13 protein-coding genes are annotated in these 15,636 nt (G+C 63.4%); 7 read left to right on the top strand and 6 right to left on the bottom strand.

Going from position 1 to position 15,636, the window contains the following annotated elements:
- Nucleotides 1-29: 29 nt before the first annotated feature.
- Together BM190_RS24390 and BM190_RS24385 are read right to left on the bottom strand one after the other, a co-directional pair.
- Nucleotides 30-2,216, bottom strand: a complete 2,187-nt coding sequence (locus tag BM190_RS24390; protein ID WP_092259786.1) for a xanthine dehydrogenase family protein molybdopterin-binding subunit — start codon at nt 2,214-2,216, stop codon at nt 30-32.
- Between the two features lie 12 nt (nt 2,217-2,228).
- On the bottom strand, nt 2,229-2,678 hold the full coding sequence (locus tag BM190_RS24385; RefSeq protein WP_026202799.1) for a (2Fe-2S)-binding protein: 450 nt from the start codon (nt 2,676-2,678) through the stop codon (nt 2,229-2,231).
- Nucleotides 2,679-3,009: 331 nt separating this feature from the next.
- Between BM190_RS24385 and BM190_RS24380 the strand changes: the two genes are divergently transcribed.
- Both BM190_RS24380 and BM190_RS24375 read left to right on the top strand, forming a co-directional pair.
- A complete protein-coding gene (locus BM190_RS24380) occupies nt 3,010-4,626 on the top strand; it encodes a B12-binding domain-containing radical SAM protein (RefSeq protein ID WP_018322713.1) in 1,617 nt (538 codons plus the stop codon).
- Nucleotides 4,627-4,890: 264 nt separating this feature from the next.
- A complete protein-coding gene (locus tag BM190_RS24375) occupies nt 4,891-7,086 on the top strand; it encodes a hypothetical protein (RefSeq protein ID WP_092259784.1) in 2,196 nt (731 codons plus the stop codon).
- Between the two features lie 38 nt (nt 7,087-7,124).
- Here the strand turns inward: BM190_RS24375 and BM190_RS24370 are convergent, their stop codons facing one another.
- Nucleotides 7,125-8,513, bottom strand: a complete 1,389-nt coding sequence (locus BM190_RS24370) for an MFS transporter (protein ID WP_092259782.1) — start codon at nt 8,511-8,513, stop codon at nt 7,125-7,127.
- A 173-nt stretch (nt 8,514-8,686) separates the two neighbouring features.
- Here BM190_RS24370 and BM190_RS24365 point away from each other — a divergent pair, with 173 nt between their 5' ends.
- Complete coding sequence (locus BM190_RS24365) at nt 8,687-9,748, top strand: isocitrate/isopropylmalate dehydrogenase family protein (RefSeq protein WP_092259780.1); 1,062 nt, start codon at nt 8,687-8,689, stop codon at nt 9,746-9,748.
- A 363-nt stretch (nt 9,749-10,111) separates the two neighbouring features.
- On the opposite strand, the gene BM190_RS41925 is transcribed toward BM190_RS24365, so the two are convergent.
- From BM190_RS41925 to BM190_RS40635, 3 genes are all read right to left on the bottom strand, one after another.
- Nucleotides 10,112-10,396, bottom strand: coding sequence for a hypothetical protein (locus tag BM190_RS41925; RefSeq protein WP_092259778.1), 285 nt, complete (start codon nt 10,394-10,396; stop codon nt 10,112-10,114).
- Nucleotides 10,396-10,827 carry a pyridoxamine 5'-phosphate oxidase family protein gene (locus tag BM190_RS24355; RefSeq protein WP_092259776.1) on the bottom strand — a complete coding sequence of 144 codons (432 nt, stop codon included), beginning with the start codon at nt 10,825-10,827 and terminating at the stop codon, nt 10,396-10,398. Before BM190_RS24355 ends, BM190_RS41925 begins: the two co-directional genes overlap by 1 nt.
- Nucleotides 10,828-10,950: 123 nt before the next feature.
- The gene (locus BM190_RS40635; protein WP_018322718.1) at nt 10,951-11,127 is read right to left on the bottom strand and encodes a hypothetical protein; all 177 of its coding nucleotides are present in this window, start codon (nt 11,125-11,127) and stop codon (nt 10,951-10,953) included.
- Between the two features lie 139 nt (nt 11,128-11,266).
- Here BM190_RS40635 and BM190_RS39730 point away from each other — a divergent pair, with 139 nt between their 5' ends.
- The 4 genes from BM190_RS39730 (at nt 11,267) to BM190_RS24340 (ending at nt 15,615) form a co-directional block, all read left to right on the top strand.
- Nucleotides 11,267-11,539: a hypothetical protein gene (locus BM190_RS39730; RefSeq protein ID WP_143109077.1), complete on the top strand. Its 273-nt coding sequence runs from the start codon at nt 11,267-11,269 to the stop codon at nt 11,537-11,539.
- A gap of 757 nt (nt 11,540-12,296) precedes the next feature.
- Nucleotides 12,297-13,883 (top strand): coiled-coil domain-containing protein, encoded by a 1,587-nt coding sequence (locus BM190_RS24350; protein ID WP_143109076.1) that lies wholly within the window; start codon nt 12,297-12,299, stop codon nt 13,881-13,883.
- Nucleotides 13,884-14,005: 122 nt separating this feature from the next.
- The gene (locus tag BM190_RS24345; RefSeq protein ID WP_244550718.1) at nt 14,006-14,989 is read left to right on the top strand and encodes a TAXI family TRAP transporter solute-binding subunit; all 984 of its coding nucleotides are present in this window, start codon (nt 14,006-14,008) and stop codon (nt 14,987-14,989) included.
- Nucleotides 14,986-15,615 carry a hypothetical protein gene (locus BM190_RS24340; protein WP_026202803.1) on the top strand — a complete coding sequence of 210 codons (630 nt, stop codon included), beginning with the start codon at nt 14,986-14,988 and terminating at the stop codon, nt 15,613-15,615. The genes BM190_RS24345 and BM190_RS24340 overlap by 4 nt, the downstream gene beginning before the upstream one ends.
- Nucleotides 15,616-15,636 lie beyond the last annotated feature (21 nt).

Here is a 15,636-nt window from a genome sequence, read left to right as displayed (position 1 = left end):
GGCGGCCGTCGTGGCCGCCGCGGCTGTGCTTAGGCGAAGGTGATGTTCTGGTCCCGCAGCGGCACGGAGCGGATGCGCTTGCCGGTCGCGGCGAAGTACGCATTGAGCACCGCCGGCGCTGCGACGCCGATGGTGGGCTCGCCGACGCCGCCCCAGAACCCGCCGCTTGGCACCATCACCGATTCAACCTTCGGCATCTCGTTGATGCGCATCGAGTTGTAGGTGTCGAAGTTGGTTTGCTCGATCTTGCCGTCCTTGACGGTGCAGCCGCCGTAGAACAGCGCCGAGAGGCCATAGACGAAGGACCCCGCGATCTGCCGCTCCACCTGCGCCGGATTGACGACGTAGCCGGGATCGGTGGAGGCGACGATGCGATGCACCTTGATCTTGCTGCCGTCAGTCACCGAGATTTCGGCGGCGCCGGCGACATAGCTGCCATAGCCCATGACCTGGGCGATGCCGCGATAGACGCCCTGCGGCGCCGGCGTCGTCCAGCCGATCTTCTCGGCAACGGCATTGAGCACCGCCAGATGCTTGGGATGGTTGCCCATCAGCTTGCGACGGAATTCGAGCGGGTCCTGGCCTGCGGCCTGGGCCAGCTCGTCCATGAAGCATTCCATGTAGATGGCGTTGTGATTGACGTTGACGCCGCGCCAGAAGCCCGGCGGAACGTGCGGGTTGCGCATCGCATGCTCGACCAGCAGGTTCGGCACCGAATAGCCGAACGCGGCTTCGCCGGATTGGGCGACGCCCTGGAAGGCGGCCGGATCCATGCCATTCTGCAGCGCTTCGGGGCGCAGCGAGAACAGGATCGATTGGCCGGACAGGCGGTAGTGCAGCGCGACCAGATTGTTGTTGGCATCGAACGCGCCGGTCATCTTGCACTGGGTGATCGGGTGGTACCGGCCGTGCGCCATGTCCTCTTCGCGCGACCACAACAGCTTGACCGGCGTTCCCCGCATCTCTTTGGCGATCATGACGGCCTGGCGGACATAGTCGGTCTGGCCGCGCCGGCCGAAACCGCCGCCTAACATCACCTTGTGCACGTCGCACTTGTCCGCCGGCAGGCCAGACGCCTCCAGCACCGCCGCGAACGCCGCCTCGCCATTCTGCGTGCCGCACCAGACCTCGCATTTGTCCGCGGTGTAGAGCGCGGTGGCGTTCATCGGCTCCATGGTGGCGTGGTTCTGATAGGGATAGGAGTAGACGGCCTCGACCTTCTTCGCCGCGCTCGCAATCGCCGCTTTCGCGTCGCCGTTCTTGTTGCCGACATAGGCCGGCTGGTCGTTGTTGAGGCCTTCGGCCAGCCACTTGGCAATCGACTCGCTGGAGACTTTTGCGTTGTCGCCCTCGTCCCAGACGATCGGCAACGCCTCCAGCGCGGTCTTGGCGTGCCACCAGGTGTCGGCAACGACCGCGACCGCGGTATCGCCGACCTTGACGACTTTCTTGACGCCTTTCATGCTGGCGATCTTGGCTTCGTCAAAGCTCTTCAGCTTGCCGCCGAACACGGGGCAATCCTTGATCGCCGCATTCAGCATGCCCGGCAGCTTGATGTCGGCGCCGTAGATCATGGCGCCGTTGGTCTTGTCGACGGTGTCGAGCCGCTTCACGCCCTTGCCGATCAGCTTCCAGTCCTTCGGATCCTTCAGCTTGACGTCCGCCGGCGGCGTCAGCTTGGCGGCGGCTTCGGCGACCTTGCCGTAGGTCGTGGTCCTGCCCGATGGCGTGTGGGTGATGACGCTGTTCGCGGCCGCGCATTCGGAGGCCGGCACCTTCCATGCATCGGCGGCGGCCTGGATCAGCATCACGCGCGCGGTGGCGCCGCCCTTGCGGACATAGTCCTGCGAGGAGCGGATGCCGCGGCTGCCGCCGGTCGAAAAATCACCCCAGACGCGCTTGCGAGCGACGCTCTGGCCGGGTGTCGGATATTCGGTCGTGACCTTGGTCCAGTCGCATTCGAGCTCCTCGGCGACGAGTTGGGCAAGGCCGGTCAGCGAGCCCTGACCCATCTCGGAGCGGGCGATGCGGATCACGACGGTGTCGTCGGGCCTGACCACGACCCAGGCGCCGATCTCCGGCGAGCCGTCGGCGGCACGGACCACGGCGGGCCCGCCGAAGGGGAGGTCGAGGCCGATGGCGAGGCCGGCACCGACCGCGGCCGTGCCGATGACGAAGGCGCGGCGGTTGAGCCGCGGCGAGATATGCTTATTCATGTGGGGATTTCCTTACGCGCTTGCGATCGTGTGGATCGCTTCGCGCACCTGCTGGAAGGTGCCGCAGCGGCAGATATTGGTGATGGCCTCGTCGATATCGGCGTCGGTGGGCTTCGGCTTCTCGCTCAGCAGCGCCGCCACCGCCATGATCATGCCGCTCTGGCAATAGCCGCATTGCGGCACGTCCTGGGCGATCCAGGCCTCCTGCACTTTGTGCAGCGCATCGCCGGAGGCGAGCCCCTCGATGGTGGTGATCTTCTTGCCCTCGGCTTCGCTGACCGAGACGCCGCAGGAGCGGGTGGCGACGCCTTCGATGTGAACCGTGCAGGCGCCGCATTGTGCAATGCCGCAACCGTATTTGGTGCCCGTCAGGCCGGCATTCTCGCGAATCGCCCAGAGCAGCGGCGTATCCGGCTCGACGTCGAGAGTGAAGGTTTTTCCGTTGATTGTTAGGTTTGCCATCGCAAGTCCCCTGATTGGCCCAATCCACCGATTGAACTCAGGGGCGCAATGTGTCCGGCAAACTGGAACTGTTCAAATCAACAGTCCGAGGGTGAAATGCGAAGAATTACGCCGCTGAGGGAAGATTGTGGGGAGGGTGGTGTTTTGTCTCGCCCTTCATCATGGTTGATTCGGTCGTCCTTCCGCGGGCGCCAATCCATGGGTCTGAGGCGACGCCAGCTGTGAACGTCGGTTCCAGGCCCGGTCGAGGCCACGGCGACAGTTTGTCCCTTTTGCCGGGGTGCAAGAGGCGGGCGCTTTGGTACACTGCGCCGACGCCAGAAGGAGTTCCATGAACGTGCCGAGTCCCAACGTACTGATGCTGTACCCGCTGTTCTCGGCAGAGTCCTTCTGGACCTTTGGCGAATCCTGCAAGGTATTGGGCGTAAAGCGCCCGGCCGCTCCTTTGGGCCTGATCACCGTTGCCGCGATGCTGCCCGAAAGCTGGACGGTCCGGCTGATCGATTGCAACACGGCGCCCTTCAACGACGAGGATCTCGCCTGGGCCGATGTCGTCTTCACCGGCGGGATGATGCCGCAGCAGGCCGACACGCTGCGCCTGATCGAGCTCTGCCGCGCGGCCGGCAAGCCCGTGGTCGTGGGCGGCCCCGACCCGACTTCGAGCCCGCACATCTATGAGCGGGCCGACTTCCGGGTGCTCGGTGAGGCCGAGAGCGTCATCGACGAATTCATTGCGGCCTGGGAGGGGGGCGCGCGGAGCGGCACCTTCACCGCACCGAAATTCCAGGCGGACGTGACCAAGACGCCGGTGCCGCGTTTCGACTTGCTCAAGTTCGAGGACTATCTCTATCTCGGTGTGCAGTATTCGCGCGGTTGTCCGTTCACCTGCGAGTTCTGCGACATCATCGAGCTCTACGGCCGCGTGCCGCGGACCAAGACGATCGAGCAGATGTTCGTCGAGCTCGATAGGCTCTATCAGATGGGCTACCGCGGCCATCTCGACTTCGTCGACGATAATTTCATCGGCAACAAGAAGTCGCTGCGGCAATTCCTGCCTAAGCTCGCCGAATGGCAGCGGACCCACGGCTATCCGTTCGAATTGTCGACCGAAGCCTCGGTCAACCTGGCCGATGATCCCGAGCTGTTGGAGTTGATGGGGGCGGCGAATTTCTTCGCCATCTTCGTCGGTATCGAGAGTCCGGATCCGGCAACGCTGGTCGCGATGCGGAAGAAGCAGAATACGCGGCGCAACATCGCCGAGAGCATCCACAAGATCTACGCCGCCGGCATGCTCGTCACCGCTGGCTTCATCGTCGGTTTCGACAATGAGAAGGTCTCCATGGCGGACGCCATGATCGATTTCATCGAGGAAGCGGCGATTCCCGTCAGCATGGTCGGGCTGCTCTATGCCTTGCCGAACACGCAGCTGACGCGCCGCCTGGAGCGCGAAGGCCGGCTCCACGCGGGCCACGATGTGGCGCCGACCATCGGCGCTGATCAGTGCACGGCTGGAATCAATTTCGATCCGGTGCGCCCGCTCCGCGACATCCTGACGGACTACAAGCGGGTGCTGGAGCACGTCTACAGCCCGGCTGCCTATTCAGGACGCGTCGACCGCCTCATGACGCTGCTCGACCGGTCCCGGCAGCGCCACGAGCTCGCCGAAGGCGATATCCGCGCCAAGCTCGGTGCGATGGAGACGGTGCACAAGGTGGTCACCGCCCTTCCCGAGGCGCGTGGACCGTTGTGGCAAACTTTCATGAACTGCGCCAAGCGCGACACGACATCCGCGCGCATTGCCGTGCAGATGATCGCAGCCTATGCCCATCTCGGACCGTTCTCGCGCAAGGTCATCGCCGCCATTGACGCGCGCCTGGCGGCGCTGGACGAGCAAATCCCGAGTCCGGCCGTGGCTGTGGGCGCGACCGAGGCTCGACATCTGGCCTGACATCCGGAGAGCGATGGAACCGCCCACGACGCTTTGATGTGCTGCCCGGCGTGCCGTCGGCAATCAAACTGGCTGTCATGTGTGAGATCCCGGCTTGACAGCAGGACAACCTCAAGCTGATCGTCGTCAGGACGACACCGGGCCCGCCGCGATTTCGGCGTCTGGACGTTCCGCGCGGGCATTTTGAGTTGGCCCGCGAGGCTCAGTGCTCGTCTGCCATTGCGACCGACGTCATTGCCGGAAAAGCTCTAGCGGGGTTGGGCCATGTTCAGGAAGGTGATCCGCTGGTCGGTTGCGCTGATTGTCGTGGCGGTGCTGGTCTTCGCATATCTGCCTTCCTTCATCGCCGATTCCATCTACAAGAATGTCGACGACATCACCGATGGCGAGATGCCCGCCACCGTCACGGCCTTTCAATCGGGGCCGGACGTCGTCAGTACCATCGGTGGCAGTGGCGAGGGCCTGAACTGCAGCCTGCCGCCTTGGGCCAACATATTCTTCGACGGCGGCAGGGATTCCAACCAGAAGCGCCATCTCGTCCTGCAGCGCTTCAGGCAGGCGTGCGTCTTTCACGACCTTTGCTATCGCCACGGCCTTGCGACCTATGGCTATAACCAGAACGATTGCGACCGCATTCTGCAGAACGCAGCTTTTCGACTCTGTCTCTACATACGAAACGGCAGCCAGGAGAGCAGCGCGGCGCGCTGTCAGACCGACTCCAAGATGGTTCTGGCCGGCGTGAGCATAGGCGGATACGACGCCTATCGCGGCTGGGACCGATCGACCTATTTCGAGTTCGATTCGGACCCGTCGCGGTCGAACGGATTTCTGGTCAGCCGTGTGGTGGATCATCCGTTCAAGGCGGCCGCGCCGGCCAAATACGGCAGCGACCCCGATCAGGTCATTCTCATGTTCGAGAACGTCCGCTCCAATCTTGCGGTGACCTGCATCACCTGCGCGAGTGTTCCCGTTCTCGAGTGGACGACCGATCCCAACGCCGTCAGCGCCGAGTTGCGCTCGGTCGGCGTGACGCGGTTGCCGGAAGCGCTGCTCAAGCGCGAGCCCATGCTGTCCGAAACCATGCCGGTCTGGCTGCCGCCGCGCCGTCGACACGCGGCGCCGCATCTCCTCGTCGACGGAGCGGGCAAGGACCATCTGATCTGGATGAGCCGGAACAACCCGCAGGACAGCATGTCCTGTATCGTCGGCGCCGATCCGGCGCGCCTCCTCACCAATACCCTGCCGGCCCGGGATCTCTGCTCCGTCGATGCGGGCCCGTCGCTCAGCAGGGTTGAGGTCGACATGTTCGCGACCTCTCCGCTTCCGATGGAAGTGCCCGGAAGTCCGGATCTCGTCTACGCGACGTCGATCAGCACACAGAAGACAAAGGAGCAGCATCTGAGCTTCTGTTCCCGCTCTGCATCCAGGAAGGTCGAGGAGTCCGGAGGCGACGACCGGTCCAAATGCGTCACCTTCCCCGAACCGGAGGTTCGCAAGGGCGCGGCGCTCGGTGCATTCCAGAACTTTCCGCTGGTTCGCGCCGGACAGCAGATCTATTTCGCGCGGGACATCGATCAGCGGACGGATTCGCTGTTGACCGCCGCCTGGCAGCGGGCCTTCGGCAACAGCTTCTCGCCCGACGGTGCCCTGCTTGTGATCGACGTTGCACCGCCGCTCGCCGCCAAAGGGCCTCTCTCGGCCAAGCTGAAGAAGATCGTCCGGTTCAACATCGACGATCGTTTCGATCCGATGATGCCGATCACGCGCAAGGTGGACGATTTGCGATTCCTGAGCCTCGAGGCGTCGAAGTCGAGTGTGCACCTTCGCACGATCGATTTCGCCAAGGACAACCCTTCCGTTGGCAATGCGCGGCTGACGATGGGCGACGGGGACGTGGACCTGGATCGCTCGTGGGCGGAGAGACCCATGCTGGTGCTGGAGACCAGGGAGGAGCGACCGAGGACCAAGCTGGTGTTCTCCCGTGGGAAAATAGCGATCGAACCGGGCAAGCCCGACGTGTCCCGCGCGACGACCGAAGTGCTGACGCTGCAGACCCTGGTTTTCGAACGCGATGCCGCCGCGCCGTCGGATGCGCCGTTCGTGAAATCGGCCGGAGCTGCTTGCCGGGTCGTCTATGAGTTCGAAGCGAACCACACCGATTGGCCGTGCTATCGCGCCTTCGACCCCGACCGCGCGATGCGAGCCTCGCCAGCGACGCGGATGCAGGCCTCCCAGACGCTGGTTGGGCGGTTCAGCCAAGGCGGCGGCCATGGCCTCGCATTTCCCGATCTCTGCCTGAAGTCGGAGCCGATCATCCTGACGCCGCAAGGAGGCACGTTTGCGCCCCTGAGCGAGACCGCGGGCTGGAAAGGCCCGCCAAAGCTGACACGGACGATCAAATGCGAGCCGCTCGATGCCACGGCAATCGTGAGCCGTCCCATCGCGCAGAAGGCTCCGTGAAGGCGGGCCGGCCAATGAGGCGCGCCAACGCGTTCGGTCTACTTCACCGCCAGCCGCAGGAAGCTCATCACGCTGCCGAGTGCGGCAAAGCCGGCGCCGAGCGCCAGCGCGACGGTTGCGCCGTCGTGACCGGCGAGCGCGAAGCAGAGCGCCGCGAGGGCCGCCCCCGTCGTCTGTCCCGTCAGGCGCGCGGTCGCGACGATGCCCGAGGCGCTGCCGCTGCGATGCGGCGGCGCGCTTGACATCACCGCCTTCATGTTCGGCGCCTGGAAGAAGCCGAAGCCCATGCCGCAGATCACCATCCGCCAGATGATGTCGGCAATGGCGGGGTTGGCCGGAAGCGTCGCAAGCAGCGCCATGCCGAGGCCGAGCAGCACCAGGCCGACGCCGCCGAGCAGGCCGACCGCGTGCCGGTCGGACAGGCGTCCCGCGATCGGCGCCATGATGCCGACCACCAGCGGCCACGGTGTCATGAAGAAGCCGGTCTCGACCTGCGAGCGGCCGAGCACGTCCTCGAAATAGAACGGTAGCGAGACGAAGGCGAGGCCCTGCACGGCGAAGGAGCACACCGCAGTCGCGGCCGACAACGCGAACATCGGCCGGCTGAACAGGTCGATCGGCAGCATCGGCGCCGGATGGTCGGCGTGCCGGCGCGTCAGGATAAAGCCGAGCGCGAGGGCCGTGACCAGCTCGATGATCACGATCACCGGCGACAGATTATGCGCGGCACTGCCGATGCCGGTGATGAACAGGCCGAGGCAGGCCGACGCCAGGATTGCGCCGAGAAAGTCGAACCCGTGATCGGCGCGCGGCGTCTTCGGCAGCATCGCAACGCCGATGCCGATCGCGACGAGGCCGAACGGGATGTTGACGGCGAACAGCCACGGCCACGGGCCGATGGCCAGGATGGCGGAGGCGATCGTTGGCCCGAAGGTGAAGGCGGTCGCGACCACAAGCGCGTTGTGGCCAAAACCGCGGCCCAGCATCCGGCCGGGATAGACGAAGCGCACCAGCGCGGTGTTGACGCTCATGATGCCGCTGGCACCCAGCCCCTGCAGCATGCGCGCGACCAGCAGGCTCTCCAGCGACCACGCCACCGCGCAGAGGAGCGAGGCGATGGTGAACAGGATGAGGCCGCCGAGATAGATGCGCTGGTGTCCGACGATCTCGCCGAGCGCACCCAGCGGCAAGAGCGTCGCCACCAGCGCGATCTGGTAGACGTTGACCACCCAGACCGACTGCTCCGGCGAGACATGCAGATCGGCAGCAATGGCGGGCAGGGCGATGTTGGCGATCGCGGTGTCGAGCGAGGCCATCGCCAGCGCGGTGAAGATCGCGGCGATCGCCCAGCGCCGCTGCGCGGCGGGGAGGCCATCAGAGATGGTGTGGTCGGGCTCGCGCGCGGCGGCAGGTAACGTGATCGTCATTGCGTTGGCGCGTGGCTCCCGCGGCGCGGCTCAAATCGGTCATTTCGCATGTACTACGGCGGGGCCGCCTTCCACAGGCATATGCTTGCATGCTGTGTATGCGCGAAGGTAGGGCGATGACGGCTCGCGCTGGCGTATGATCGCGCCGCGGCTGCAAGAGTCAGGGGATCGCCATGCAAATCGTCGTTCTGCCCGGTGACGGCATCGGACCCGAGATCACGACCGCGACATCGGGCGTGCTGCGCGCGGCCTCAGAGCGCTTCCAGCTCAATTTGCGTCTGGAGGAGCACGCGGTCGGGCATGCGAGCCTGAAGCTATCAGGCACGACCGTGCGCCCCGAGCTGCTCGACATCGTCCGCGCCGCCGACGGCCTGATCCTGGGTCCGACCGCGACCTTCGACTTCAAGGACGAGGCGCATGGCGAGATCAATCCGTCGAGGTATTTCCGCAAGAACCTCGACCTCTACGCCAATATCAGGCCCGCGCGCACCTATGCGGGGCTGCCCGGCCGCCTCGGTGATTTCGACCTCGTCGTGGTCCGCGAGAACACCGAGGGGTTCTACGCCGACCGCAACCTGGAGCAGGGCAACGGCGAGATGCTGGTCACGCCCGACGTGGTGATCTCGCTGCGAAGGATCACACGCCTCTGCTGTGAGCGCATCGCGCATGCCGCATGCCGCCTCGCGATCAAGCGGCGCAGGCACCTCACCATCGTGCACAAGGCCAATGTGCTCAAGATCGGTGACGGCATGTTTCTCGAGATCTGCCGCGCGGCGGCGAAGGCCTATCCAGGACTGAGCGTCGACGACATCCTGGTCGATGCCATGATGGCGCATGTGGTGCGCAGTCCCGATCGTTTCGACGTCATCGTGTCCACCAACATGTTCGGCGACATTCTGTCCGATCTTACCGCCGAACTTTCGGGGAGCCTCGGCCTCGGCGGCTCGCTGAATGTCGGCGGGCGCTACGCGATGGCGCAGGCCGCGCACGGCTCGGCGCCCGACATTGCCGGACAGGACGTCGCCAATCCCGTCTCGTTGATCCTGTCGACCGCGCTGCTGCTGGCCTGGCACGGCGAGAAGACTGGTGCGGTCCGCTATGAAGAGGCCAGGCACGCGATCGAGGCGGCGGTGGCGAAGGCGATTGGCGAGGGCAGGGCGACGCGGGACATCGGCGGCAAGCTCGGCACGATCGCGGCAGGGGCGGCGATTGCGGAGATTCTGCAGGCAAAGTGAGCGGTGCTTGCACACTTTCCTCGGGGCCCAAGACAAAAAGTCGAAAAACAACCCCATGCACAGTAGAAGTCGCCTTGATTGATAAGGGATTTTCGAAACGCCTTGCGACGGCAGTCGCGGCTGCGATCAAGTTGACCCGTCGGGCAAAACACTGGCAGGATGCTAACGTGCCAGCGACGCCGGTGAACGTGCGACGCCGCCTATCAAGGCGGGCCACGTATCGGCTTGGCAAGTGCTGACCTACGATATCGCGCGCCGATCGCGGTGCCGCTGCCCGGGCCGGCCCGGCAAGGCTCTTGACCTCGTGATCTCCGAAAGTTTTCTGACCGGTGCCGATCAGGTGATGGACTGAAGTAGTTGGGTTCACGGCAGAAGCGTCATGAACTCATAGACGACTACGGCAGCGCCGAGACAGCGCCGCCAGGGATTCACGCCGCGGAAGACCTCGTCGGCGCCCCAGACGACGAGTCCGCCCTTCATGACGATCGTCAAGCCGACGCTGACCTTGCCTGCGGCGGGCCAGATCCAAAGCAGAACGCCGGCAACGAGGACGATCCAAAGAAGAAGATTCGGCCACTGCGCGATGGTGATGGCACCTGTTTCGCGGCTCCGGAAGAACCAATCAGCGAATCGCCGTACCGAGCCAATCAGAGTGCAACCTCACCCTCTTCACGGCCCTTCCAATAAGTGATGCGGTTGGCTTTGACCTTGATCAGCACGATGCCCGGCGTATCAATGCCGTGGTCGAACCATTTGTCGAGATCGCTCGTCCAATGCTGTTGGAATGCCGCCTTGTCCCGGATCAGTTCGGCCGTCCCCTCGACGGCGACATAGATCCCCTTCGAGAACAGGCCCGCTTCCGACGAAAAGCCGAGCGCGACTTTCGGATTTCGCCTGATGTCCGAGACGGTGCGGGTCCGGTCATGGGCAAAGTAGTAAGACGTGCCGTCGTAGGTGACATCGCCGTTGTTGCTCATGGGGCGGTTGGCGATTTCGCCGTTCTCGGTGTGGGTCGAAAGAATGGCGATGTCGATGTCGGCCATTTCCTTCGCGATCTCGGCGAGCGATGTCTTGGACATGAATTTTCCTCCAGCGGGGCTGGAGCAACGGCGGGATGAGGCTACGCGTTCCTCGCGTTCTACTCGTTGGAAACGCAAAACCGCCCCCGACATCAGTCGGAGGCGGTTTCGAATTGAATCGGATCAGTGGCCGGTGCCAGGCTTGGTGGTCTTCGGGGGCTTGCCGTCTTCCATGCGGCCCTCATTGCGAAGATCGCGTCCCTCTTGAGCCTTGCGCTGGCTCTCGGGATCCTTGCCGTGCTCGTTCATCTCTTCCTTGATGTAACCGGCGCCTTCCTTGATCTTGCCTTCAACGCTCATGATCTTCTCCTTCCATACAGGCGATAACGCGTTGGTGGACTTGGCGTTCCGGCATTAGAACAGAGCAGATTTGCGGGGAACCTAGTAGTGCCTTCGAACGCGCAGAATGGTAGAGCGCTTGCGAAACTCATCGTGCTGAGTGCTGAACGTTCGTCGATCGGTGTCGCTGCGCATTGATGGCGTAGCTCGGACTTTCCGAGCTGTGGCGCTGGCGCACGACAGGCGCACTGCTCACTTATTTCCGCTGCACGGATCACGTCATCAGATGGCAGCTCATGAGAGCCATCCGTTCAATTTCGTTTCGCTCTTCATCGTCCACGGAGTGGTTGCTGCCATGGGAGTGACGATTTGCGCCATGCAGTGGCTGTTGATCCGCAGGTGGTGGTTGAAGAAGCCGGCGGCGGATCAGTGATCGTGCGCGCGCCTCTCACGAGCATCATCGGCCGCTTTTGAAGGCAAGGAAGATGCTCGGCGCGCTGTCGCCGACATTGTTGTCGGTGCCTCCTGCACGCACCCCCGCACTGTATTGCCTTAGCAGGCTCGCCCAGGCTGACGACTAGGGGGCCGGGAGATCGGGTAGTTCCGAATGATGAATTGCGCTAGGTCGCGACAAGACGGCTGGTAAGAAATCGGCGGAATAAGCGACGTGGAGGTCAACGCTCGGGGTGGAAAACCGTCACTCGAACGCAAGCCCCAACGCCAACCAGGTCGCAAGAGACAAACAGACGCCAATTCCCAAATAGGGCAATGCAAGGCGCATCGGTCACTCCTCAGCTCCGAGACGCGAAAACGCCGTCAGCTTCGCATGTTCGCCGTGCACTGCCCATATTCCATACGATGTACGAGGGTTGGTTTGCCGTGGACGACAACGTACCCGACCGCGCAATGAAGACGATGCCAACAGGAAGCAGACGTGCCTGATTTGACGCCCCTTTCAGGCCGGACCCGGCTGATTTAATTTGACTCCGCATTTGGTTCAAAATATATAATTTATTTAATTATTTAATTGTGAGGCTGGTGCCTGCCAAGTCCTTTCGATCTCGGGATTTTCTTCCATGCCGAACCGCGAAACAGGCGGAGCAATCGCTCCGCTCTAGCCTTTATCTAAAGAGGCGTGATCGATGCGCCGACCGATTGATACTGCACCCAGGGACGGAGAAGACATCTGGGTGGAAGATGCGACCGGGGTCGTTGACGTCGCTCGCTGGTCGCCTCAAGCAGGCAAATGGGTCTCCAAAGACGGTGCTCCAATCAACGCCGAGCCGACCCATTGGTATCCCGAAACTGAGGACATTGACCCAGAGGGCGAACCATCGGGCAATCCGCTGGCAGCGGCTGTCATTTTGCTTCCCGCGATCCTGGTTGGAGCGGCCTTGCTGGGTGTGTTCGACGCTTTCAGCGCACGAACGATGCCGGAAATGGCGCAAATCGGCGGCGAGAATGCCCTCCGCTTCGACCGACGGCCGGAAATAGGGGCGGGGTCGCAAGCGCTCCTTCAGCGCGAAGCGAGCGGAGCCCTGACGTACACGGTGCCGGCGGGCATGGTGCAGCCTGAGCCATGGCCCGATCGAGATGCTTTGCACAGTCATGCGCGCGCCAGTGAACCGGACGGGGCGCGCAGGGAACTTGAGGAGGCGGTTCAGCAGGCGCACGCGGCAAAAATTGCGGCGGACGAGTTGCGGCAGTCGCTGCAACAGGAGCAGGCGCGCAACGCTGCGCTTGCGAACGAAGTTGCCGAATTCCGCCGGCAGGTCGATGCCCGCGACGCAGAATCGCGGAAGGCGGAGGATGTGGCCGCGCAACAGAGAGAAGCGGCGCAACGGCAGATCGCAGAACTAGAGCAGTCTCTGCAGCGCGAGCGGGAAACTAGCACCGCCCGCGCAAGGCAGGTGAACGCCGCACAGGCAGCGGCGGCGAGCGCTGAGCAGGAACGCCACGAGGCGCAGTCGCGCGCCGCCGCGCTCGCGAGCGAACTCGCCGGAATGCCTCGCCGCTTGCCTGTGACGGAAGCTGCGACTGCGGAGGAAAGCCCGGCGGAGGGGCTGGAGATTGCGGAACTGCGGCAGTCCCTGCAGCAAGAGCAGGAAAAGAACGCCATTCTGGTCACGGAAGCCAAAGCAGCGCAGGCAGCAGCTGCCGATGCCGATCAACAACGCCGCGCTCTCGAAGCGGCTCAGGCGCACGCCGCCGCGCTGGAGAGCGAACTTGCCGAAGTGCGCCGGGAGCTCGAAGCCCGCAACGCGCAATTGCGCGATGCCGAAAATGCGACCTTGCAGCAGAGACAGGCAGCGAAACGAGAGATCAGTGAGCTGCAACAGTCGCTGAAACGGGAGCTGAGCAAAACCGAGGCCAGGGAGAGAGATCTTGCATCGGGGTGGCGCTCCACCCGTGAGCGCGCTCTCGCCGAGCAAGCAAATGACGCGCCGGTCCTGCCGGCGACGCGGAGCGTGGAAGTAGCGGAGCCACCGACCGCCGCAGTCCAGAACGAGGCGGAGGCCCGTTTGCTCCCGCGTGCCAGGGCGCTGCTCGATCAGGGAAATATTGGTGCAGCACGCATTGTACTCGAGCTCGCAGCTGAGAAAGACATTGCGCAGGCAAGTTTCATGCTCGCCGAGACCTATGATCCGGCGGTTCTTTCCGCCTGGGGTACTTATGGAACTCGCGGCGAAGCGGCCAAGGCGCGCGAATTCTACGCGAAGGCACACAGGGGCGGTATTCGCGAAGCCAAGGAACGGCTGGATGCGCTCCGACCCTGAGAATGGGATTCTTGGTGTCCGAGAGACAAAAGCTTGCGGCGGCTGAGCCAGAAGGGAACGACATGAACAATGCGCCAAAGTCACGCTCGTTGCTCCTGCTCGCTTGGTTGGTGCCGGTCGCTATGATGCTTCAAACGGCCTGCCTGGAAGCGCAAACGGCGAGAAATGCCAAGGCCGATGCACAGCTCGACCGACGGCCGCTTCCGAAAGAGAACGAAAAGGACCGGATGAATGCCTGGACGGTCGGGCTCGCCGGGGGCCTGCTCGAGGGCGCGCCGATCCGCCTCGCCGCAGAAATGGCTCGCGTCGTCGACGACGGAGCAGACCTGCATCTCCTGCCGATCGTCACCCGGGGGGCCACCGACAATCTGAACGCGCTGCTCTATTTGCGCGGCGTCGATACTGCCATCATCAACTCCGACGCGCTCGAGGAGTATAAGATTCAGGTACCGCAGATCCGGAGCCGCATCACCTATCTGCTCAATCTCTTCCCATCCGAGCTGCACATCTTTGTGCGGCCTGAGATCACAAGCCTGCAGGATCTTGTCGGCAAGAGGGTGAACTTCAACACCCTGGGCACCGCGGCCGCCTATTCAGGGCCACTGATCTTCAGCCGCCTCGGGATCGATGTCGAAAAGACATTCATCCCACATCAGGTTGCCCTGGAGCAGATGCGCAAAGGCGAAATGTCGGCCGTTGTGTTCATCACGTCGAAACCCGTCGACGCCTTCGTAAAGGGCCGCTGGGAGGCTGGATTCAAGTTCCTCCCGATCCGTTACGACCAGAAATTCGAGGACTATTATCTGCCCGCGACCTTGGACGCCAATGAGTATCCCAATCTGATCAAGCAGGGTGAGCGGGTCTCGACCATCGCGGTCCCGACAGCGCTGGTCGCTTTCAACTGGCCGCCAGGCTCCAATCGCTACCAACGCGTGGCTCGCCTTGTCGAGTACCTGTTCTCGCGGATCGACCGGCTGCAGGCACCAGGCTTCGATCCGAAATGGCAGTCGATCAATCTTGCGGCATCCGTCCCGGGTCTCACCCGCTTCCAGGCCGCGCAGGAATGGCTGGATCGCAAAGCGCGCAGCGTACAGGCGAGGCCATGAAGACTGCCGCTCCGCCGCTCGCTGTCGCCTTCAACGTCGCCTGCGGTATCGCCTACGCGCAAAGTACGAGCGATCCCATGGAGACACTTAGGGCTTGTTCGGCGATGGAGGGACAAGCCCGGCTGGAATGTCTGCAAGGCCTATCGCGCAAGATTCCCCCGTCCAGCCGGAGTAGCCGGGATGCCGGCTGGATCGTCAGCGAGACGACTTCGCCAGTCGATTATCTGCCGGTCGTCACTGCCACGGCCACTTCTGTCGGCCGCTCGGACGGTGCCGCGATGCAGCTCGCAATCCACTGCCGCAGAGGCCGCACGGAAGTCATCGTCGCCGGACCGGCGCTGTCACGCAGCGCCAACGAATACGTGATCTCCTTTCGGCTGAATGCGGATACGCCAATGCAACTCGCAGCAGCGTCGCCGTCATTCGGCTCCGGCGTCGCTTTCGGCGGCGACGTCGTAAAATTGTTGAGCTCACTACCGGACGACGGTCACATCGTCGTGAGCCTTTTCACCCGCACTGGCCCGGCGCAAGACGGACAATTCCTGCTCAGCGGATTCGAAAACGTGCGCAAGAAAATGGCGGCCGCATGCAAATGGCCACATGCCGTCACCAGGCCGGGTAGGTGATGGTCAGGATATGGGAGACAC

It is taken from the genome of Bradyrhizobium sp. Rc3b (genome assembly GCF_900114915.1).
GTDB lineage: Bacteria > Pseudomonadota > Alphaproteobacteria > Rhizobiales > Xanthobacteraceae > Bradyrhizobium.
The sequence above is the reverse complement of the archived record's forward strand: the minus strand, read 5'-3'. Positions and strand labels throughout refer to the sequence as shown.